This is a genomic window from Variimorphobacter sp. HTMS_6, from assembly GCF_059717775.1.
In genome coordinates, this window is record NZ_AP046094.1 from 3,625,138 (window position 1) to 3,647,276 (window position 22,139).

A 22,139-nucleotide genomic window follows, 5' to 3' on the forward strand; every position below is an offset into this window, starting at 1 on the left:
ATTTTACATTATTTCACTTTCTCTTTCAATCCTTTACTAATCCTTTTAAGTATTAAATACTTTCCCAATTATAAAAGCACTGTTCACCACTTCCTTTTGCTTTTACACATGTCTCTGTAATATATGTATTGCTTCCTGCAATACTAAGTATTATAATGTTCAAGATACTATTTCCTCGGAAAGGGACGTGACTATGGCTAAGAAAAACAAGAATCAAGCAAAAAAAGAAATCAAAAAATACATCGATCTGCTCTATATGACTCCTTCACAAACGGGTGCAAAGGAGCTCTCAGAGCTTTTCAAAGAAAACAAGGAGCTCTCCGTGCAGTTATGGGAAGAGTTCAATGTCCTTGAATTAGAATTTAATAATGAAAACTCTGTGGATATTGAGAGTATTGATCCTCAGTTTAAGGATCCTTCGGATGCGTCTTTCATAAAAAACCGTAATATTCAGACTGTCTTTGCATTAAAGCTATGTGAAGAGGATCTTGATATTCTAGTCAAATATTTTGAAGCGGTTATTGTACAGTTTGGTGGCTTTTTATGTGCTGACAGTGATGATTTTAATCCCGTATATGTGGGATCTTCCAAGAAGTAAACAAATGCAACAGTAGTGTGTTCATCATAATCAATGTTATTTAAGTGCAAAGGATTGATGGTTTAATTTCCTAGCGGCTGAACCTGTCAGCAGCAATTATTGAAAGGTGTATATTTATATGGAATATTTTACTTCAAATCATACAAATACAAATCAAAAAAATGTAGATCACAAAAATCTAAATCACAAAAAAGCAGCTTTTCTGGCTGCTTTTCCATTAACCATCCCCGTATTGACAGGCTATCTTGTACTTGGGGCTGCTTACGGCATCCTAATGAATAGCAAGGGATTTCCGCTTATCTGGTCACTGTTAGCCAGTGTATTTATCTATGCCGGCTCCATGCAGTTTGTAACCGTAACCCTACTGGCTGCGGGCTTTGACCCAATCGGCGCTTTCCTTATGACGCTGGCGGTTAATGCAAGACATATGTTTTATGGAGTGTCTATGCTAAAACAATACCGTGGGTTAGGATTTGTGAAGCCTTATCTGATCTTCTCGTTAACGGATGAAACGTTCTCCATCGTCTGTTCCGCCAAGGTACCTGAAGATATCAGCACAAAGTGGTTTTATCTTTTTATATCACTGCTAAACCAAAGCTATTGGATAACAGGGACATTAATTGGTGGTTTCTTAGGAAGTATGCTTACTTTTAATACAAAGGGAATCGATTTTGTTCTCACTGCACTGTTTGTGGTTATTTTGATAAATCAGTGGAGGTCCGCTACAAATCATTTACCTGCAATCATCGGTATTGCTAGTGCAATCCTATGTCGTCTGGTATTCGGTGCAACTAATTTCATCATTCCCTCCATGCTCTGTATCCTTTTCTTCGTAACAATATTAAAATCACCTATGGAAAGGAGAAAATCGATATGAACTATACCGTGCCTCAATTGATCATCTTTTTCTCCGTGGTATCCTTAGGAACGGTTTTAACCAGAGTGCTTCCTTTTATACTATTTCCGGAAAACAGAGAAATACCCAAATACATAAAGTACCTTGCTGACATTTTACCTTTTACTATTATTGGCATGCTTGTGGTTTATTGCTTAAAGAATATCACGATATTGCACGCTCCTTTTGCCTTACCCGAGATTTTGTCCATTGCTTTAATTACAGTTCTCCATATATGGAAAAAGAACACCCTCCTCAGCATTGGAGGTGGTGCTCTTTTTTATATGATACTAGTTCAATATGTATTTATAAGTTGTTAGATAATTGATTCTATCGATAATTTATGATTTTTGTATAAATCCACATATTCTACGCCTATCTTTACGATCGGTCTTGCCAGGGACAGTCTGTTAATCATTACAACTTCTCCCTCTCTGCCGTCATTCAACCGAACGATATTATGTAGGTATGACTCAGCAATACGCTCCATAAAAATAAGCAAGAATCCGGGGTCATATTTTAAGAATCCATCCTTCTCAAAGCTTTCTACAACATCAAAAGGACAAATTGCTGTGCGGTATTCACGATTAGATGTCATCGCATCATATACATCCGCAATAGCTACGATTTTAGCAAAATCATCAATCTGCTCTGCAACAAAACCATTTGGATAACCACTGCCATCACATCTTTCATGATGCATCAGTGCAGCGAACTTAACACGGATATCCACCGGTTGATCTTTCAGTGCCTGGAAGCCTTTAAAGGTGTGAGTCTTGATAATCTCATATTCATCACTCGTTAATCTGCCTTTTTTAGACATGATTTCCTTCGGCATTAATATCTTTCCGATATCATGAAGCAAACCACATAGGGTGAGGGTTTTGGTATCTTCAGGGGAAAACTTTAACCAACCTGCAAATATATTACAGATTAAAGACACATTAAGACTATGTACAAAAGTCAGGTCATCATAATCCCTAATTCCATGGAGCATCTCCATTAAATGAGCTCCGTTACGGCTCTCTTTTAATATGCGATCCGTCTCTGATAGCATCTCCTCGACATTGATGTCCCCTTCGCCTTTAACAACTTTACTTAGGTTATCCTGTACATTCTCAATAGAGCTAACATAGGTTCTGTTGAATTTTTTAAATTCGGGAGTGCTACGAAGCATATCAATATATGATTCTGTGGGAACTTGCTTGATCCCTTTCTGAATTGCAACTGCCTGAATATTATAATATCTTAATCTGGTGATAATCTTATCATTTATCTCTGTTCCATTCGGAACGAGCAGTTGATCCATTGAATTATAGATATCGGATGCTGCTATCATACCAGGTTTTATTTGGTCAATTCCTATTCTTAAAATATCCACAATAAACTTCCTCCCAATACATATTACCTACCCATTTGAGTATAACTATAATTTGACAAAAACACAAGTGAAATTTGTCTAATTTAGGTCTCTCAGATCCAATAAAGTTGCCCTACATGGAGCCCCATCACTTCCTCCAAGCTTTAAAGGTGCAGCGCTGAGAAAATAATCTCCGGGTACGATTTCATCCAGCACTAATCCCTCCAAAAGAACAACCTCAGAACCCAAAAGTTCTAGGTGAACTTCCATTGGTCCATCCATTGGACCAACACTCTGTGGCTGAACACCAACCAGGAGGATTCCGTATTTGTTAAATAGTTTTGCTCTCTCCAACGTCACCACAGCGTCACCTTTAATCAAGAAACGTTTTTGACTATGGGCTAATATTTTCTCCAGTTCCTCCACAGTGATATCATCTGAGAACTCTGCTACAGTACATGGGCCAATACAGCGTGACAGATCCAGTTGTTCTACCGTCTTGCCGTTATCAATAAAATGATATGGTGCATCCAGATGTGTCGCATTATGTGCTCCCATAACAACATTTGTTAGGTTTACGACATCCCCTTTTGCGATTTTCAACACTCTGTCATAAGTGGGAGCAGGATCTCCCGGAAAAACCTTTCCCGAAAATAGTTCTTGTGATATATCATAAATCTTCATTAATTTTTCCTCCTCGTTACTATTAGTCTTGTTTATGTTACTTACGAAATATATTTTCAATCATTATCAAATCATTAATATGTGTATACTTACGATAATATCAAGCAATACGACTATTTTATTATCAGCTCAACCGGACAGTGGTCACTTCCTAATATGTCCTTATGAATGACACTATCCTCAATACGATCCTTTAATGCCTCAGAAGTCAAGAAGTAATCAATACGCCACCCTGCGTTCTTCTCACGAGCCTTAAACATATATGACCACCAAGTATACATATCTCTGGCCTCAGGATATTTATAACGGAACGTATCAACAAATCCACTACTTAACAGAGTTGTCATCTTCTCACGTTCTTCTTTTGTAAATCCAGCATTCTTGGTGTTGGTCTTAGGGTTTTTAAGATCGATCTCCTGATGAGCTACATTAAGATCACCGCATATTACCACCGGTTTTTTCTTATCTAGATTCATAACGTAATCCCTGAAGTCATCCTCCCATTCCATTCGGTAGTCAAGTCTGGCAAGCTCCCTCTGAGAGTTTGGAGTATATACGGTAACCAAATAGAAATCCTCAAACTCTAACGTGATAACTCTTCCCTCATCATTATGCTTGTCCATACAAAGATCATAACAAACACTAATTGGCTCCACTTTTGTAAATACTGCCGTTCCTGAATACCCTTTTTTCACTGCGGAATTAAAATATTGGCTGTATCCTTCAAAGGATACCTCCACCTGCTCCGGTTGTAGTTTTGTTTCCTGTAAACAGAACACATCAGCATTTACACTATAGAAGAAATCCGAAAAACCTTTATTTAAACAGGCTCTTAATCCATTCACATTCCATGATACCAGCTTCATGATATTTTCCTTTCGTATATGAGATATTGTTCTCTTGTTTCTTTTTTGCTATATATTATGTATAAATCTCTTTGTAAATATGATTTATATACATATATTCTTCATTACTCCAAGCATCTTTATTAATACTATATTGTACCATTCGATTATAAATTATATATCCATGATAACATCATATAGCACTTCTACTGTTTCAGCGATTCGATCTGCCTTATATTCTTCTAGCTCCTCACGGCTTCCAAATCCGTACAATACACCTACGCTTGCTAAACCTACCGCTTTCGCTCCTTCAATATCATGCAATCGATCACCTACCATTACCACTTCATCCAGCTCAGTGATATGATTCTTCTCTAAGGCATAACGTATTACCTCTTCCTTTGTGCTTCTCGATCCATCGAGGGATGAGCCGCAAACATCGGTAAAATACCCATCCAACCCAAAGTGTTCCACAACCTGACGAGCAAAAAACTCAGGCTTAGAAGTAGCTACAATCAAAGTTTTTCCGGCTGCCTTCAACTTCTCTAGACATTCTGCTATCCCTTCATAGGCTTCATTTTCAAAGATACCCTTTACAGAAAAGTATTCTCTGTATTTTTCTACAATATCATTAACTTGATCCTCTTTAATACCATGATATTCCCTAAAAGATACCCATAACGGCGGGCCGATATATTTACAAAGGTTGTCCAGATTATCTTCTATTATATCGTATGCCTTTAGAGCATACTGAACTGATTTTGTTATTCCAAGCTTAGGATTTGTTAATGTGCCATCCAAATCTAACAATACATATTTCATCCTAAAGCCTCCTTTCCGTTAAAAACATTCATTCAAGTCAGGGCTTTCTAACTTGCTTGATATTCTTTTCTACTTGTTTTCTGGGAATCATGATCTGATGTCCACAACCCAGGCATTTCAAACGAAAATCCATACCTACCCGGAGTATCTCCCATTCACTACTTCCGCAAGGATGTTGCTTTTTTAATTTGACGATTTCGCCTACATTTAAATCCATCGTATCCTCTCTCCCATGTCATTTTGTTATTAATCAATACCATCTTTTATTCATTTATTATATCACAAAATAACTTTTATTTAAATTTAAATTTCATCTTGCATATTGTTACGATATGTTGTAGTATTAAATTACGTTATATGTAGTATTAATTACTACATGATGAATTATTGATTCTACATTGTGTATAATCAGGCGAGAAACGTAAATAATTAATTTATCATAAAACTTAAAAGGAGCTGATTTTATGACAGTAAAAAATGTAACAGTAAAAGAACCGGGTAGTGCAATAACACACTTAATAGGTATGTTAATGGCGTTATTTGCAGCAACTCCTTTATTAATCAAGGCAGCGAGACAACCCGGAAGCGTCCATCTCATATCCTTGGGCGTATTTATACTAAGTATGATTCTATTATACACAGCCAGCACCGTTTACCATACGTTTGGCAAAACGATGACAATACACCAAAGATTGAAAAAATTCGATCATATGGCAATATACGTATTAATTGCTGGAACCTACACTCCAATATGTTTGATTGCACTCGGCAATAACATTGGTATTCCATTACTTCTATTGATTTGGGGTCTTGCAATTGTTGGTATTATTGTAACTGGTTTTTGGGTTCATTGTCCCAAATGGTTTTCCTCCGCTGTATATATTACTATGGGCTGGACCTGTGTATTGGCATTTACCCCATTAATCAGCACTCTGCCAAACGGAGCATTCGAATGGTTGCTTGCAGGCGGAATCATTTACACAGTAGGTGGTATCATCTATGCATTAAAGCTTCCTTTGTTCAATAACCGCCATAAGAACTTCGGAACTCATGAAATCTTTCACTTATTTGTTATGGGCGGTAGCTTTTGTCACTTTATGCTAATGTATTCCTATATTGCAGTAATGCCGTAAATTTAATTCAAATAATAATCGGGGCTTTTGTAAACATATACAAAAGCCCCGATTTATCATATCTATGTTAAGCAGCCGAATAAACAGGTAATTTACCAAGGTAATAAGCTGTTACACTCTTTATGAGGTATAAGGGATTCGGTTGCGAACGATTTAAGATATGTATCCAATCCCGACATCTCTAACTTACTACCTTTAATGTGATTAATATATTATACTCAATATATTCATGAATGTTCCTTGCCCCATTTTGTTTTATTGTATAAGAATATACAAATTATCGGATTACTAATCATTATGTTCCCATTCCAAAAATAAACCACTTAATCTGATATCTTATGCTGGCGCGGATGCATGTGCTTCACCGTTGCATTACCGAAACAAAGATATCAGATCAAATGGTTTTTGCATTAACTATAATATTCACCTGCGAATACTGAGTTATATATTTTTATATCGTCTTATAATCTCTTTAATAACTCTTCGCGCTGTGCTTCAAATCCTGGTTTGCCAAGAAGAGCGAACATATTCTTCTTATAGCTCTCAACACCCGGTTGATCAAACGGATTTACGCCGAGCATATATCCGCTTACACCGCATGCGAATTCAAAGAAGTAAAAGAGTTCACCAAGATAGAATTCGTTTTGTTCTGGTAATGATACAAGAAGATTCGGAACATTACCATCTGTATGTGCAAGTAAAGTACCTTTCATTGCGCTCTTATTCACGAAATCAACGCTCTTGCCTGCAAGATAATTCAAACCGTCAAGATCGATCTCTTCCTCTTCCAGAATAATCTCTGTTGCAGAATTTTCAATCGTAACAACTGTTTCAAACATGGTACGTTGTCCGTCCTGAATGAACTGACCCATAGAATGAAGATCGGTTGTAAAATCTACTGCTGCCGGGAAGATACCTTTTTGATCCTTGCCTTCGCTTTCACCATAAAGCTGTTTCCACCACTCTGATACAAAGTGAAGAGACGGCTCATAGTTTACAAGGATTTCGATCGATTTACCCTTACGAAGTAATATATTACGAACTGCTGCATATTTTAAGGAATCATTCTCCTCATAACTGCTATTCAAGCAATAATTTCTCATGCTTGCAGCACCTTCCATAAGCTTAGTAATATCCGCACCGCTTGCTGCGATTGGAAGAAGTCCTACTGCCGTTAATACAGAGAAACGTCCGCCCACATCATCAGGTACAACAAAGCTTTCATAACCTTCCTCTGTTGCAAGATTCTTTAAGGCCCCTCTTGCCTTATCCGTCGTTGCATAGATTCTCTTTGCCGCTTCTGCTTTACCATATTTCTCAATTAAGAGTTTTTTGAATACACGGAATGCAATCGCCGGTTCAGTGGTTGTACCGGATTTACTGATAATATTAATTGAAAAGTTTCTCTCCCCTATTACTTCAATCAAATGATTCATGTAATTGCTGCTGATGTTATTTCCACAGAAATAAATCTCCGGCGTCTTTCTGATTTCTTTTGACACTGAATTGTAGAAACTGTGTCTAAGGAATTCAATCGCAGCTCTGGCTCCCAAATAAGAACCGCCAATTCCGATAACGAGCAGTACTTCAGAATCACCCTGAATCTTTGCTGCCGCCTTCTGAATACGTGCAAACTCTTCCTTGTCATAGTCTACCGGGAGGTCAATCCATCCCAAAAAGTCGTTTCCTGCGCCTGTTTTATTAACAAGTTGATCTTTAGCCACTTCAACAGAAGCCTTAATCATACCGATCTCTTCGTTAGAAATAAATTTACTTGCCACAGAAAAATCAAATGTAACCTTATTAGCCATTATTTATACTTCCTTTCTTGCTTTGTACTTATATTCTAACAAAGGCAACCCTATTATTCAACGATTTTCTGTGACTGACCTTTTTATTCCTTACATTTTAACATCATCCGCATTCGTATAGCCCTTAAAGAGTGCTTTTTTATGTATATAATTAATTCGCTACGAGAAAAACTCCTTTAAAACATCTTCGATTAGTTTCTCCTCTTGTAACGTAGTGGTAAAAGTTTTTGCTTTACTAACGACGTTTTTCTCCGGTTTCTCTTTATCCGCAGCAATTTCTTCTAACCCACTTTGAAGAAGTTCCGTAGCCTCCTGATTATCCGCCACTACCTCTGCTTCACTAGGAGATTCCGGTTTTACTTTATCCTTTTCCTCCTGTTGCATTTTCAATTCATTTACATACTGCATCTCCTGAGCCTTCCGTTTGAGTTCAGCCCGTCTTGCTTCCAGCGCTTTTCGTTCTTCCTCCGCCTTTAGGCGCTCCTCTTCCCGACGCTTTGCTGCCATCTGCTTTCTTTCTTCCAGCTTTCTTTTTTCTTCTTCTTTTCTTTCTTGCTCTGCCTTCCGCATTTCTTCTTCGCGTTTCAATGCCTGCTGTTTTCTTTCTTCCTCTTTCTGTCGTCTAGCTTCTCTTCTTCGATTCAGTTCATCCTTCGTCTCCTGCTTAGCATTATCATCCGCATAATTGACATCCAGTACTTGCAGATACTCGCGACGATTCTGTTCCACTAGCTCCGGCGAACTTGCCTCTTGTTCCATGCGAACCTTACAAAAATTCTCTAAATAATCCAGCAAATTAATGCGAAATATTGTCTTTTTGTTCGACAAATTAATACTTTTATCCACAATTACTAATACCGCACTTGATGAGATACCCACAACTCCCGAGAACAAAATCGCAGCTTGTCCACAATTATAAATAACGCCGAAAACCGCTAAAATAGGCACTATTAGAAGATTTAGAAACAAGATTTGTCCACATAGATTCTCCCACGTGGATAATAAGGCTCCACAAAATCTATACCTCAGTACATTCTTATCCACAAAAGTATCCACATTATTCACACCTATCTTAAGACGATAGCAGGCCTCGAATTTCATCTTAATATAGCGAAGCATTTTATTCTTTGCTTTACTTAAATCTTCCGATTGTTTTACCAAATGCTTGTACACCATATTCACGATTAAACGGAGGAACAACCCCAATCCACACAAACCTGCATAGGTATAAAGTATAATATCTCTGTCGTATAAATATTGAACCATAAAATGCCCCTCTCTCTTTTCCATAATTTAACAGTTATTATATCTTACAATAATAACTTTGAAAAGAGAAAGGAGCAAAAATCGATAGACGCATTTCTATGCAATCCAACATTATATGATCCATAAGTGAAGCAATCTTTCAAGTATGACAGGTTTTGATAATAAATATTGTTGAAAAAATCTTCATACGGTTCCCCGTGGTAACTTACTTCTAATTTTTCGTGGTCTTTATCAATTCCGGATAATTGAAATAAGCATCAATATTATCATCCGCAATCTCTACCGTATAGCTCTTGGTATCGTAGCCATCCTTAATAAAGGTAAGCACATGCGAGCCAATTATTTTCTTATAGTTACAAGGTGCAACCCCAATAAAGCTACCATCAAAATATACGGACGCACCGGCTGGTGTCTGGACATAGATTTTATTTGTAGCATTCTCACTACCCGTGATCTGTGGATTTGGAGTAGGAGACGGTGTAACGGTTGGGGAATTATCCGTCTCAGTTGAAGTCGGATCCTCCTTCGTCGTTGCTACAGGCAACTTAATCTTAACTGTCTTCGTTTCAGAATTAACATTAACTACCCCTTCATAGGTATTATATCCACCTAATGAAACCTTAACTTTATGGTTACCATACTCTAGCTTAATTGCATTCTCATAGGTTGATAATTTACCATCTACAAACAAATCCGCTCCGTAAGGAGTAATTTGAAAGAATATTGATCCTGTTTCCGGTCCCACCGGCCCCATGTCATTTAACGATACATAGGTCACTTGACCTTTCTTCACCATTACACTCTTTGTAGCGCTATATAAACCATTTTCAACAGTTAGATTACTTTCTCCTTCTCTGGCAGTAATCTCTAACCCTGTTTCAATTTTTTGAGACTTCTGAGATCCCACCCTAATATTATTACCAAGATAGCCCTCATAATTTTCAAGCCTTATCGTACCATGACCCTTCGTGATAATGATGGACCATATCGTCTCACCATAACCCCATACGGTCAGTTCATCCTGCTTTGCCAGGGTATTTACAGATACAAATTCATCCCCATCTAAAACATTCAAACTCCCATTGTATTGGTACTTTTTATTCGCTATTGTCATTATTTGTTTTTGAAGATCAATGCCCATATTATTTGCTCTGACATATTCCCAAGCTTTCGTTGATAGATTCATACTAAGAAGCTTAGAACTCGAACTATCATAGGATGCATCCACCATAACTCCCAACGGAATCTGGCTCATGGAGATGATCTTATTGTACTTATCCGTAACATCCGTTCCACCGGTGTATGTCAGAGTTAATTCAACTCTGGTGTCTACATCCAGCAAGGTTATCAGTTGATTCTCGGAATCTATGTTTTTTACCACACAGAGAACCTTACCTTCATAATCCTGCTCTGAGCTGTCATCGTTTGACGATGTATTACCCCCATTTTGATAATTTGTACTCTGTGACGCCGCAATCATAGTTGCCAGAAGGATTAAAGTCAAAAACCCTAATCCAATTAGCAAACTTGTAATCGGCCTTTTATGATATTTTTTTCGTGGCTCCATTTATTATCCTCAATCGTATTCATAACTTTTGTATCTGTGGTTTATTATATCTTACCTAAATCCCTAATTCAATCCCGTAATCTATAGTATACTCTCCAATTTCTCCAGAAACATTTGTTTTTTTTCATTTTGCTCACCGATCGTATTCAGTTTCTGGGTATTTCTACCCGATATCCATGATTTTTTACCGTTATAATAAAAATTAGTGATCTTCCAAAATTTCTCCGGATAGAGGAGGAGCAGGTACAAGATATTCATTTCCTCCTTCGATATCGCTTTTACTCTATCATACGCTTCTATGATATTACTGCCGTACAGAATATCCCAATCGTTTTTTTCCATAACCTTACGAATGAATTGATATAAATCACAAATTTGCAATCCAATATAGCTTTTTTCAAAATTAGTGGTTGCGATCGGGTTCGACGCCCCTCCCAAATCTGCTACACTCAGTGATTGTTTATTAACCCACCCCGGTGGCACAAAACTTTTTGTCAAAGCATCCACCTTGTTTTTAAGCATAATAATATTGTGATATGTATAGTTACCATGACATACAGCGCCTTCTTTTATTGACTCCTTCATTAAAGCTTTATAGTTGGTTTTGGATAACCGCTGCGCAGCCACAACACCCTGTTCATAAAAGTTATCATAATAGTTCAGATAGAGTAGTTCAAATTCATTCTTCTGTTTTTTATCCCTTATATAGCCCTTAACCCTTTTTAATTCACGGTTTCTTTTATCAAAGGTATCCATCAAATCCGGAGATATATTATGCTCCATTTGTTCTTCTGTGAACTCGACCCCTTTGAGCACACTGTGTAATCTAGCTAAATTTGCAGCAGCAGTTTCTATCTGCGACAGCTCTTTTAAATTACATTCTTCACCCCAGAACCAGCTTTTCATGATATATTGGCACCCAGCGCTATCTTCACTAAGGATTTCATCCTCTATCGTCCTGACAAATAAGTCCGTATTCGGATAGCCATTCAGGAAGAGGTGTTCTTTGACCTTGTCTTCAAACAATGCCCTATTTTTGGAGCCCTCAAAGCTTTTATAAAGCTTCAACCCACAATCCGTCTCCAATAAAAAAGCACCCCTGGCTTTATATATGTTGTATATCTTAAGTCGATATCTTTTTAATGCTTCCTGGCTTCTATCCTCCACAGCTTACCCTCCCAACTAATGTGAAACCCGTCTACTAATATTATGATATGACTTGACGATTCATGAATATAAAAAAGCCTAAGATGAAAATAATGAAATTTTCTTCAAAGACTTTTCTAAATATATCATAGATTTATTGTTTAATTATTACGTAGTAAGTTAAGAATTGGTTTCAAACATCGGTCGCGCAAGTTCAAGCAATAAATCCTTACGGTTTAATTCCGGATGTTCTATTACCTCCTCTAAAAGTCGATTCAAGATCTCCCCCATGTACTTGCCCGGCTTTAAGCCTTCACCAATCAAATCGTTACCATTGATATTTAGCTCCTTCAGACTTACACATTCTTCCCGTTCCAGTATCTCTTGGTATAGACGTCTTGCTTCCTTCAGATTATCAAATTTTTCCTTCGTGAATTCAGGGTTTTTCGCAGAGGTATCCGCCCTGTTCACTTCAAATAGTAACTCCATATAGTTCTTGCCAATCTTTGAAGCAGCTTTCCTCATGCCTGCGGGAGTTAATGTAAATCGATAATCATGCCAGCGTATTAGATGCACTACGCCATCCAGTGTATCATTATCAAATTTTAATCTTTTTAATATTTTCTTTGCCGTTGTAGCACCTTTCTCCGGATGACCATAAAAATGATTCTGACCATCCTTACCTACCGTAATAGTACCCGGCTTCTCTATATCATGAAGCAACATCGTCCACTTAAGAATGCTCCGATGCGCTGGAGAAAATAACTCTTCTGACTGCTTCCCTGCAACACTTTCTACCGCATGAATCGTGTGTTCACCTACGCAAAAGATATGATGCTTATTCTTCTGCGGAGTGGTCATCATCAAATCAAACTCAGGTAAAATCACCCCTGTAATTCCTACCTCATAAAGAGTGTGAAGGCGATCCGGATGATCAGATATCAGTAATTTGGTTAATTCCACTCGAATACGTTCTGCACTGATATTATTCAATAACAATACCTTACTACGTATTGCCTCCATCGTCTTCTCTTCTATATCAAAACCCAACTGCGCCGAGAATCGTACTGCTCGAAGGATACGAAGAGCATCCTCATCAAAGCGTTCCACTGCACTACCAACACAGCGTATTAGCCCCTTATTCAGATCCTCCATTCCTCCGAACAAATCAATGAAGCCTTCCTTTTTATTATAAGCCATCGCATTAATGGTAAAATCTCTACGCTTTAAATCCTCCGTGAGACTGGAGGTGAACGAAACCTCCTTCGGGTGACGATTATCCTCATAGATCCCATCCAGTCGGTAGGTTGTCACTTCATAATGATCCTTATCCAAAAGCACAGTCACTGTACCATGCACTATTCCGGTATCTACCGTTCTACGGAATATCCTTTTCACCTCCATAGGTGTAGCAGAGGTAGTAATGTCCCAGTCCTCCGGTTCTCTACCAAGTAACATATCGCGCACACAGCCACCCACGGCATAAGCCTCATAGCCTTGGCTCATCAGCTCCTCTATGATTATATTCACTTTTTCGGGAATATGAAACTCCATTGACTGCCTCCTAAAATTAATTGGTATTTACGATTATAACAAAGCAGAGGACATTATTCAACAAAGATAGGTTCTTTGTTGGTGATTCTAGGGGCGGATAAGTGTCCCTATGTTCAGGGGATATGAGAACCACCAGAAAACAAACTCATTTTTCGGGAGTTTCTGTTCGCTTTACGGCTGTATCCTTTTCTCCATAAGCTTAAAAAAGCCCCTATCATCAAAGGTCACCTGCCCTGCATAGGTGAATCCTAGCTTTTCATATAAGCTAAGTGCAGCACGGTTTGCCGAAAAGGAGTCCAAACGGATAATTTGATATCCCTGCTGTCTAAGATAATCCTCCGATGACTTCATCATCGTTGTTCCTATCCCCTGCCCCTGATAATCCGGGTGAATACATAAGCGATGCACTACTGCAATCTTACCATCAGAGTATTGCCATTCACCATTACGGTATTCCTCATTTTGAAATTCATTCAATACTACACAGGCTTTTATTACATCATCCTCACTCAGAACATATAATTCTTCTTCTGCTATATCGTTTCGCAACACTTCTTCATTCGGATATCTCTCATCCCACTGAAATATATTCTGACCTCTCATCTTCTCAATTGCTTTTTTAAAAACCCGCACCACTTCTTGGAGTTCATGTTCTTTTGCTTTTCGAAATTTATTCATATGTAACCTACCCTCTATCCAATCTATTTATAATATAAATTATGCTATAAATCTGCAAAATATCAAGAGTATAGCATAGAAAAGTTTTCGCATACAAAGAGTATGTAACAAAGTTTAGAAAAAGCAGATCCTACCTCAGTTCGCAAGCATCTTACCTTTTATGATTTGAATTATCGCGTGACAATTAAAAAAGGGTAGATTATCCCGACTATACAATCGATAATCTACCCTTATTTTATATGCTTATTCTTTTAATAGTCTTCCTAGTGAAGGATGTATTTCTTTTAGCTTCTTAATATTTCTTCTTAATTTTTAGTATGCCTTACCCCAATAGGTCATTGCCTTAGCAGGTTTTCCACAGCACACGCAGGTGTCTGCGATATGTTCCTGTTCGAATGGCATACAACGTGAGGTAGCTCCTGTTTTATCCTTAATTTCAAGTTCACAAGCCTCATCCTGGCACCACATAGCCTTAATAAATCCCGGCTTCTCTGCTACCAATTTTTCGAATTCCTCCATATTGGTTGCGGTATACGTGTGTGTGTCACGATGTGTTCTTGCTCTTTCTAACATATCATTTTGCATGGTTTCTAGAACCTCGCCTGCCTTGGTAGCGATATCATCTAAGGACACAACGATCTTTTCTCTGGTATCTCTTCTAACAATAACAGCCTGATTAGAAGCGATATCTTTTGGACCAATCTCAATTCGAATTGGAACACCCCTCATCTCCTGCTCGCTGAACTTCCAGCCTGGGCTCTTATCGGAGTCATCTACCTTAACCTTGAAGGAGCTTAATGTATCCTTTAATTCATATGCTTTATCAAGTACACCTTCCTTGTTCTGATTAATCGGAATGATCATAATCTGAGTTGGTGCAATTCTTGGAGGTAAAACCAAACCGCTGTCATCACCATGTACCATGATAATCGCACCGATAATTCTGGTGGACATACCCCATGAAGTCTGATGAACATGCTGTAATGTATTATTCTTATCGGTATACGTAATGTCAAATGCTTTTGCAAATCCATCTCCAAAGTTATGGCTGGTACCGGATTGTAAAGCCTTACCATCATGCATTAATGCTTCAATTGTATAGGTTGCATGAGCTCCTGCAAACTTCTCTTTTTCAGACTTCTTACCCTTGATCATCGGAATCGCAAGTACATGCTCACAGAAGTCAGCATATACATTCAGCATTTGAATTGTTCTCTCTTCTGCATCTTCTGCTGTAGCATGTGCAGTATGTCCCTCCTGCCACAAGAATTCCATAGAACGAAGGAAAGGTCTGGTTGTTTTCTCCCAACGAACAACGGAGCACCACTGATTATAAAGCTTAGGTAAATCTCTGTGGGACTGAATAATTTTGGAGTAGAAATCACAGAACAAGGTCTCTGATGTAGGTCTAACGCACATTCTCTCCTGTAAAGCTTCGCCACCACCATGTGTTACCCAGGCAACCTCAGGTGCAAACCCCTCTACATGATCCTTTTCCTTCTGCAATAAGCTTTCCGGAATAAACATTGGCATATATACATTTTCCACTCCGGTTGCTTTAAAATCCGCATCCAGTTGTTTCTGGATATTCTCCCAAATCGCATATCCTTGGGGACGAAGAATCATACATCCCCTAATTGTAGAGTACTCTATCAACTCTGCCTTTTTTACTACATCGGTGTACCACTGTGCAAAATCCGCTTCCATGGAAGTAATCGATTCAACCAGTTTCTTATCCTGTGCCATAGCTATCTCTCCTTTATATAATTTAACTTCGTACAACAAAAAAAGCCCCTCAATCCCAACAGGGACCGAAAGACTCGGCGGTGCCACCCTAATTAGCTATTCTTTAAACAGCTCTCTCAACACCGTTAACGCCGGTTTTACGTTGCATTTCCCGGAATACTACTTCCTTCATACAATGCTCCAAGGCTGGTTCAATAACATCTTCATAAGAAGCTCTCACCTATGCTTCTCTCTCTGGAATGTGATTATTATCTACTGTTCCTCTTCATCGCTTAATTATAATAATATCTTTTCAATAGTGAATTAATTCTATGCCAGAAAATCGTCTTTGTCAAGCGGAAACCTTTGCATCCCTTTCATATAATCAATAAGCGACTTTCAATAGTATTAATTCATCTGAGTAGGTTTCATATTTAAAAGTCGCTTATTAATTGGATACAAAGAACCATTAAATCTTCAATCTTCATAAAACGTATGGTTTTCAATCTTTGCAATCTCCGTCTTGTCGTATATCACCTTATATACCGTTATAATAATCAGTAATCCGATGGGTCCTAAGAAAAATCCAGCGATTGAAAACAATTTTAGCCCAACATACATTGACATCAATGTAAACAAAGGTTTAATACCGATTCGATTGCCAATCAACTTCGGTTCTAGAATTTCACGTATCACCTGACATACCAGAAATGTTGTAAATAAAATTGCGGCAGATAGAATATTGCCGTTAATCAGTGAGATGATTGCCCACGGAATAAATACCATTGCACTTCCAAGTATCGGTAGTGCATCAAGAAATGCAATTCCGACCCCTAATAATACAGCATAGCGGCTACCCAAAATTGTTAACCCCAGCACACTAATCACTGCAACCACAGACATAATAATCAACTGACAACGAAGGAACGCCAGTCCCGCATCCGATAATTTCTCTGTCACCTTATGGATATCCTTATACAGTGTGTTACTGTCAAATTTATCATGAAAAGCCGGTAATTCTTTTACAATCAGTACTGCTGCAACCAGCACAATCAAAGTAATTCCTATCAATGTAATAAATTGAAATGTGAAGGAGATGCTGTGTTGCGTAATCTTTGGCATAATATTTGTCTTTACCATGTCAATGGTACTGGTAATGTTCTCATCCAAAACTTCTTTAAAAGTTCCCACATTCAGACCAACCATACCATCACAGTGTTTGCAGATCGCATCTAATTTCCCCGCTATAATGTCCAGATAAATCGGGATATTTTTTACCAGTTCAAATGCCTGACGTATTAGAACTTTAATTAATAGAAACAGCGCTGTGCCAAATACCCCAATCAATAAGATTAACGATAAGGCTCCTCCCACTAGCCGTGGAATTTTAAAGCGACGATTAAGAGTTTCTGCCACCGGCCTAATAATCCAAGCTAGAAAATAGGATATCAGAAAAGGGAATATCAACGGCAATAGATAACGAAACCCTAAATAAACACTCGCCGTAATCAACGCAACGGAAATAAACCATCTTGCAATATTTGATTTTTCCATCCAGGATTTCATGCACTTACCCCCTTTAGAATATTTCAAACATTTTATGAAATCATATCAGACAGAAATTCCTTCCTACCAATGAAAGCATTCTCTTAAATAACATTAAAATGCTTCTTTCATAATCATTAAAAAAGAGAATTCATCGTTAATTGAATTCTCTCTTATCAATATTGTTTGTAAAACCCTCTTTTATATCCACGGGGATAATTTCTAATTTTTTTGCTAATATTATCTTGTTTAGAGTAATTTTTGATTACCAAATCTGTAAATCGTCGGCAGCAAAGGATAAATTAATCAAATTCATTGAAATTAATACATGTATGCTCGCTTAAATAGTATGTTTGACGAGTAATTTACTTTATCACTTTGACCGGCGCATAGCATGCTTTTGCGAGGAATGCGGCTTTTGCTTCATTCATTCCTTCCAGTACCTCATAATCATCGGCTTTCTTTCTAACGGAAATCACCTTGTCAATCTCATATGAAAGTGCTTTATATTCTTCCACCAATGACTTTAAAATCTTTATATCTTCTTCAGTGATATCTTCTTCCTTCACTAATCGCTTTGGAGAAACCAACATCTTGTTTGTCTCGGTCATATTGTTTTGATAAAAAGCTTTTGCCTCGCGAATAATGATCTCTGCTATTTTATCCGGTGAGCAGTTCGTACTATCAATGATCAGATTGTAATTAGAGAAGTCCATATAATTCAAATCATAGATATCCTTATATCTTCTACATTCCGTAGCAGCACGTTCCGCAAGTAAGGCCTTCGCCTCCTCCATCGTGGTATACTTTTCCTCAGCACCCCTATGATCATTCATGACACGATCTGCTGCCACTTCAAGACTTACGGATACAAACACCTTAAAGGATTTTTCAACGAAATGCCATGCAAGACGGGAGTCAAATATAATATTCTTGTCCCTGTTTTCTCTAGAAATTCTGGCAGTTTCATCATCTATCATTTTATCATATTTTTTATCACTACACATCAACTGGTTCAATTCCAATGTTGTCATGTTCATCTGTCTTGCTAATTCTCTCTGAACTTTGCCCGTTGAATATACCTCAAATTGATAATTTTCATTTAGCAATTTACAAATAGTAGATTTGCCACTACCTAGATTGCCTGTAATCGTAATATGCATGATTAACCTCTCTCTTCAACTCACTCTATAAATAGTTTTACAGTATTATAGCCCAATCAAATAAAAAACACAACCATTAATCAAATGACATTATTTTCATGGGCTGAGATAGTGCTAAATCGTTTCTATATTCAATGGTTTCTTCTCCTTCAGAGAAGACAGAGGCATTAATATTTTGACACATTTTTATAAAACCATTCTTATTCCTTATTGTTCATCCTTATAAAAATCTTCTGATTCTGATTCTTCTTGTTCGTCATCATCGTTCGTAGGTTGTGGCTCTACATCCTCAACCTTCATAAATAATCCAATAAAAAATAGGATCACTCCCAGGATAAAGGATATAATTGCCAAACTCCCTCCAAATCCGCCCGGATCTAAAACATATCCACACATTGCCAATACCAAAAACCCTATTCCAGCTACCATCGTTTTAATTGATCTCATTATACTCCCCCTAATAAATATCTTTATATACAAATTTATTATAACATAGCCTGCTTTCTATAACTACCATAATCTGTCATATATAAACAAGGATTGCATATCTTCTATGCTGTAATCTTTATAATTAAATAAATAAATGGTTCACTGCCACTCTTTTCTTAGCAACAGTAAACCATCCTTTATATTTATAGATATTATCTTTTAATATATTTATCTTTTAATATATTAATCTTTTTATTATAGATATTTTTATTTTTATTATCGATGTTTTAATCTAATGTAATCAGATTTCCTTCCAAACGTTTCACATCCTCAATCTCATGTGTCACAACAATAACTGTTCTTCCCTTTGTGCTTTCTTTAATGTAATTGATTACCTTATATTTTAACTCTATGTCCAGTCCGCGGAAGGGTTCATCTAAAATCAACAAGTCACTTGGTGCAAGAATTGCCCGAAGGATTGCTACCCTACGACGCATCCCTCCGCTATAATCACGTACCGGCTTATTTATACTATCTATAACTCCCAGCTTCTTAAGTTCTTCTTGAATATATCTATCATTTATCCCTTTACCACATACAAGCTTTACATTCTTTATTCCGTCCCAATGCTCGATTAACCGATCCTCTTGAAACACTGCTGCCATCCTTAATCCTTGATTGCCCGCGAGTTCACCTTTATCCGGTTTTATTAGTCCCATAATTAGATTGAGTATGGTTGTCTTCCCTTTTCCGGAGGCACCCATTAAGCAGTTGATTTTTCCCTCTACAAAGGACATACTTACATTTTGCAAGACAGGTTTTCCATCAAATTGCATTGATACCTGCATTAACTCAATATTCATAATTGCTCCTCCAACCTATTATTCCTCAGGAAGTAATTCTTTGTTCATTTCCGCATCCTTGTGAATCAAACACAAAAGCAGCATAACTACTTTTTCAAACATTATACTAATTAGGATAATAACGATTGTCCAGGCAAATAACTCTTCCATCATTAGGTTAAGCTCCGATTCGTATAGTTGCTTTCCAATCGACCCAGCTGGCTTGCCGATAACTTCTGCCGCGATACCGGCTTTCCAGCAAAAGCCCATGCCGACAGAGATTGCTGAGATAAAATACGGAACTACGCTGGGTATATAAATCGCCCGGATTTTTTTACCGTGACTCAGACGAAAAACCTTAGCCATCTGCAACAGCTTCTGATCCGCGGATAATAACCCTTGTAAAATATTCGAATATATAAGTGGCATTACCATTAAGAAGGAGGTCAACACAGATAAGTTCTTTGATTGAATCCATACCAAAGCCATGATGATAAATGAAGCAACCGGCATAGCCTGTATGGTTTTCATCAAGGGCATAAATAACTCCTTGATAAATCGACTAAGATAAGAGCAAACCGCTAAGAGTGTACCCACAAAAAGGGCTAACAAAAACCCCGCTATGATACGGAGCGAGGAAAATAAGATCGTCTGCCAAAACGATGCAGTGACGATTAATTTGAATAATGATTGTAAAACAGAATAAGGGGAGGGTAACAAAATATTGCTCGCCAGTAATCTGCTAAAGCCTTCCCAAATTATGAACCAGAAGCTGATGGCAAAGAGTTTAAAACCAAAGCTTTTACACCATTGATTTTTAGACTTCTTCTTTGCCATCGCGATCAGCTCCTGTCTATATTATTATTGGGGAATAATAACCGTAATGTATGAATGCTTTCTAAGCATTACTGAATATAATAGAAGTTGTCATCCGGCAGCTTACCACCTACTGATTTAGGATTCTGCTTAAATAAAGCATTCAGATATCCGCTGACCTTCTTCTTCATGTCATCACCCTGAATCATGGTGATATTACAATATGGAATAGCTTTTTTCATAGGAGCGGCTTTAAATATGTCAAACTTTTCAACCAAAGCCGATGCCTCCTCTATATTTGAATTAACGAACGCAGCAGATTCCTTATACTCTTTCATAAAATCATCAAAGGCCTGCTGATTCTTCTCTAGAAATTTCTTATTCACAACAACTACTCCGGTTACAACCGAGCTTCCACCCTTGCTTGATTTATCCCATTCCTTTGCTACATCCAGTGCAATATGTACTTTCGGGTTTTTCATCATAACCGTGGTTACATATGGCTGCGGAAGCATTGCAATCGCATTCCCTGACTTCTCAAGTAAGGAAGCAACCTCTGTCGGTTCACTTTTATACTCAATCGTGACATCCTTCTCAGGATTAATACCATGTGAGGTTAGTAGATAGTTCAAGGTGTACTGTGGAGTTGTTCCAAGACCTGTAGAGTATATTGTTTTCCCTTTCAGATCCTCAATCGTTTTAATTGTATCCCCGGTTTCTACAATATAGAGAACTCCGAGCGTATTAATACCTACCATTTTAATTGCACCATTTGTTTTATTATATAAAACAGATGCAAGGTTACAGGGTACTGCCGCTATATCAATATCTCCTTTTACGATACCGACCGTAAGCTCCTCCGGAGCGCCGGCTATCTTAAAGTTATAATCATTAACTGTCTTACCGGAAGCAGCATTCTCCATAACTTTAACCATACCAATTGCGGTTGGCCCCTTTAAAGCCGCAATATTTATCTTAACTTTAACTTTTTGTCCTTCTGTTACAACTGGAGATTTCGTCACTGTAGTATCTGTTGATCTCGGTGCTGCTTTATTATCTGACTTCGTGTCTTTGGCGCAGGCTACAAATAACACCACGCTTATTAACATAAGTAAAATCAACAAGTTACGTTTCATGCTAATACTCCGTTCTATCCATCTTATATCACACTATTAAAATATAAACTTTGCTCTAATTTAAAATATGTCAAAAATTTACCATCAAGCTGTAAACAAGCAGTACATCATCTCTATATCATTT

22 protein-coding genes and 1 other annotated feature are annotated in these 22,139 nt (G+C 37.7%); of the genes, 4 read left to right on the forward strand and 18 right to left on the reverse strand.

Translation table 11 applies throughout. From position 1 onward, the window contains the following. Positions 1-193 precede the first annotated feature (193 nt). From AC6IWN_RS16350 to AC6IWN_RS16360, 3 genes are all read left to right on the forward strand, one after another. A complete protein-coding gene (locus tag AC6IWN_RS16350) occupies positions 194-598 on the forward strand; it encodes a hypothetical protein (protein ID WP_497988810.1) in 405 nt (134 codons plus the stop codon). Positions 599-716: 118 nt separating this feature from the next. Beyond that, positions 717-1,475 (forward strand): AzlC family ABC transporter permease, encoded by a 759-nt coding sequence (locus tag AC6IWN_RS16355; RefSeq protein ID WP_497988812.1) that lies wholly within the window; start codon positions 717-719, stop codon positions 1,473-1,475. After that, on the forward strand, positions 1,472-1,813 hold the full coding sequence (locus tag AC6IWN_RS16360) for a branched-chain amino acid transporter permease (RefSeq protein ID WP_497988814.1): 342 nt from the start codon (positions 1,472-1,474) through the stop codon (positions 1,811-1,813). The genes AC6IWN_RS16355 and AC6IWN_RS16360 overlap by 4 nt, the downstream gene beginning before the upstream one ends. Here the strand turns inward: AC6IWN_RS16360 and AC6IWN_RS16365 are convergent. From AC6IWN_RS16365 to AC6IWN_RS16385, 5 genes are all read right to left on the reverse strand, one after another. Further along, complete coding sequence (locus AC6IWN_RS16365) at positions 1,810-2,874, reverse strand: HD-GYP domain-containing protein (RefSeq protein WP_497988816.1); 1,065 nt, start codon at positions 2,872-2,874, stop codon at positions 1,810-1,812. The two genes, AC6IWN_RS16360 and AC6IWN_RS16365, sit on opposite strands and share 4 nt — an antisense overlap. 78 nt (positions 2,875-2,952) lie before the next feature. Next, a complete protein-coding gene (locus AC6IWN_RS16370; RefSeq protein WP_497988818.1) occupies positions 2,953-3,537 on the reverse strand; it encodes a cyclase family protein in 585 nt (194 codons plus the stop codon). Positions 3,538-3,650: 113 nt separating this feature from the next. Further along, positions 3,651-4,403, reverse strand: a complete 753-nt coding sequence (locus AC6IWN_RS16375) for an exodeoxyribonuclease III (RefSeq protein ID WP_497988819.1) — start codon at positions 4,401-4,403, stop codon at positions 3,651-3,653. A gap of 153 nt (positions 4,404-4,556) precedes the next feature. After that, positions 4,557-5,204 carry an HAD family hydrolase gene (locus tag AC6IWN_RS16380; protein ID WP_497988821.1) on the reverse strand — a complete coding sequence of 216 codons (648 nt, stop codon included), beginning with the start codon at positions 5,202-5,204 and terminating at the stop codon, positions 4,557-4,559. A gap of 37 nt (positions 5,205-5,241) precedes the next feature. Continuing rightward, a complete protein-coding gene (locus AC6IWN_RS16385; protein WP_497988823.1) occupies positions 5,242-5,421 on the reverse strand; it encodes a DUF951 domain-containing protein in 180 nt (59 codons plus the stop codon). 247 nt (positions 5,422-5,668) lie between these two features. Between AC6IWN_RS16385 and trhA the strand changes: the two genes are divergently transcribed. Then, complete coding sequence (gene trhA / locus AC6IWN_RS16390; protein WP_497988825.1) at positions 5,669-6,337, forward strand: PAQR family membrane homeostasis protein TrhA; 669 nt, start codon at positions 5,669-5,671, stop codon at positions 6,335-6,337. A gap of 461 nt (positions 6,338-6,798) precedes the next feature. Here trhA and AC6IWN_RS16395 read toward each other — a convergent pair whose 3' ends face one another. The 13 genes from AC6IWN_RS16395 to AC6IWN_RS16455 all read right to left on the reverse strand — a co-directional run bounded on the left by AC6IWN_RS16395 (position 6,799) and on the right by AC6IWN_RS16455 (position 22,015). Further along, complete coding sequence (locus tag AC6IWN_RS16395; protein ID WP_497988827.1) at positions 6,799-8,148, reverse strand: glucose-6-phosphate isomerase; 1,350 nt, start codon at positions 8,146-8,148, stop codon at positions 6,799-6,801. A gap of 159 nt (positions 8,149-8,307) precedes the next feature. After that, positions 8,308-9,414 (reverse strand): hypothetical protein, encoded by a 1,107-nt coding sequence (locus AC6IWN_RS16400; RefSeq protein ID WP_497988828.1) that lies wholly within the window; start codon positions 9,412-9,414, stop codon positions 8,308-8,310. Between the two features lie 211 nt (positions 9,415-9,625). After that, entirely contained in the window at positions 9,626-10,981 is a 1,356-nt protein-coding gene (locus tag AC6IWN_RS16405; RefSeq protein WP_497988829.1) for a PEGA domain-containing protein, read from the reverse strand. An 81-nt stretch (positions 10,982-11,062) separates the two neighbouring features. Next, complete coding sequence (locus tag AC6IWN_RS16410) at positions 11,063-12,148, reverse strand: hypothetical protein (RefSeq protein ID WP_497988831.1); 1,086 nt, start codon at positions 12,146-12,148, stop codon at positions 11,063-11,065. 159 nt (positions 12,149-12,307) lie between these two features. Further along, positions 12,308-13,681, reverse strand: a complete 1,374-nt coding sequence (locus tag AC6IWN_RS16415) for a CCA tRNA nucleotidyltransferase (protein ID WP_497988833.1) — start codon at positions 13,679-13,681, stop codon at positions 12,308-12,310. 171 nt (positions 13,682-13,852) lie between these two features. Continuing rightward, the gene (locus AC6IWN_RS16420; protein WP_497988835.1) at positions 13,853-14,359 is read right to left on the reverse strand and encodes a GNAT family N-acetyltransferase; all 507 of its coding nucleotides are present in this window, start codon (positions 14,357-14,359) and stop codon (positions 13,853-13,855) included. Between the two features lie 312 nt (positions 14,360-14,671). Continuing rightward, entirely contained in the window at positions 14,672-16,105 is a 1,434-nt protein-coding gene (gene proS / locus AC6IWN_RS16425; RefSeq protein ID WP_497988837.1) for a proline--tRNA ligase, read from the reverse strand. Between the two features lie 57 nt (positions 16,106-16,162). Further along, positions 16,163-16,383 (reverse strand) — a binding site (T-box leader). A 178-nt stretch (positions 16,384-16,561) separates the two neighbouring features. Beyond that, positions 16,562-17,650: a sporulation integral membrane protein YtvI gene (gene ytvI / locus AC6IWN_RS16430; protein WP_497988838.1), complete on the reverse strand. Its 1,089-nt coding sequence runs from the start codon at positions 17,648-17,650 to the stop codon at positions 16,562-16,564. 344 nt (positions 17,651-17,994) lie between these two features. Then, entirely contained in the window at positions 17,995-18,792 is a 798-nt protein-coding gene (locus tag AC6IWN_RS16435) for a cytidylate kinase family protein (protein WP_497988840.1), read from the reverse strand. A gap of 207 nt (positions 18,793-18,999) precedes the next feature. Next, on the reverse strand, positions 19,000-19,239 hold the full coding sequence (locus tag AC6IWN_RS16440; RefSeq protein ID WP_497988842.1) for a hypothetical protein: 240 nt from the start codon (positions 19,237-19,239) through the stop codon (positions 19,000-19,002). Positions 19,240-19,508: 269 nt separating this feature from the next. After that, on the reverse strand, positions 19,509-20,084 hold the full coding sequence (locus AC6IWN_RS16445) for an ATP-binding cassette domain-containing protein (protein ID WP_497988843.1): 576 nt from the start codon (positions 20,082-20,084) through the stop codon (positions 19,509-19,511). A gap of 18 nt (positions 20,085-20,102) precedes the next feature. Then, a complete protein-coding gene (locus tag AC6IWN_RS16450; protein WP_497988845.1) occupies positions 20,103-20,900 on the reverse strand; it encodes an ABC transporter permease in 798 nt (265 codons plus the stop codon). A gap of 68 nt (positions 20,901-20,968) precedes the next feature. Next, entirely contained in the window at positions 20,969-22,015 is a 1,047-nt protein-coding gene (locus AC6IWN_RS16455; RefSeq protein ID WP_497988847.1) for an ABC transporter substrate-binding protein, read from the reverse strand. Positions 22,016-22,139 lie beyond the last annotated feature (124 nt).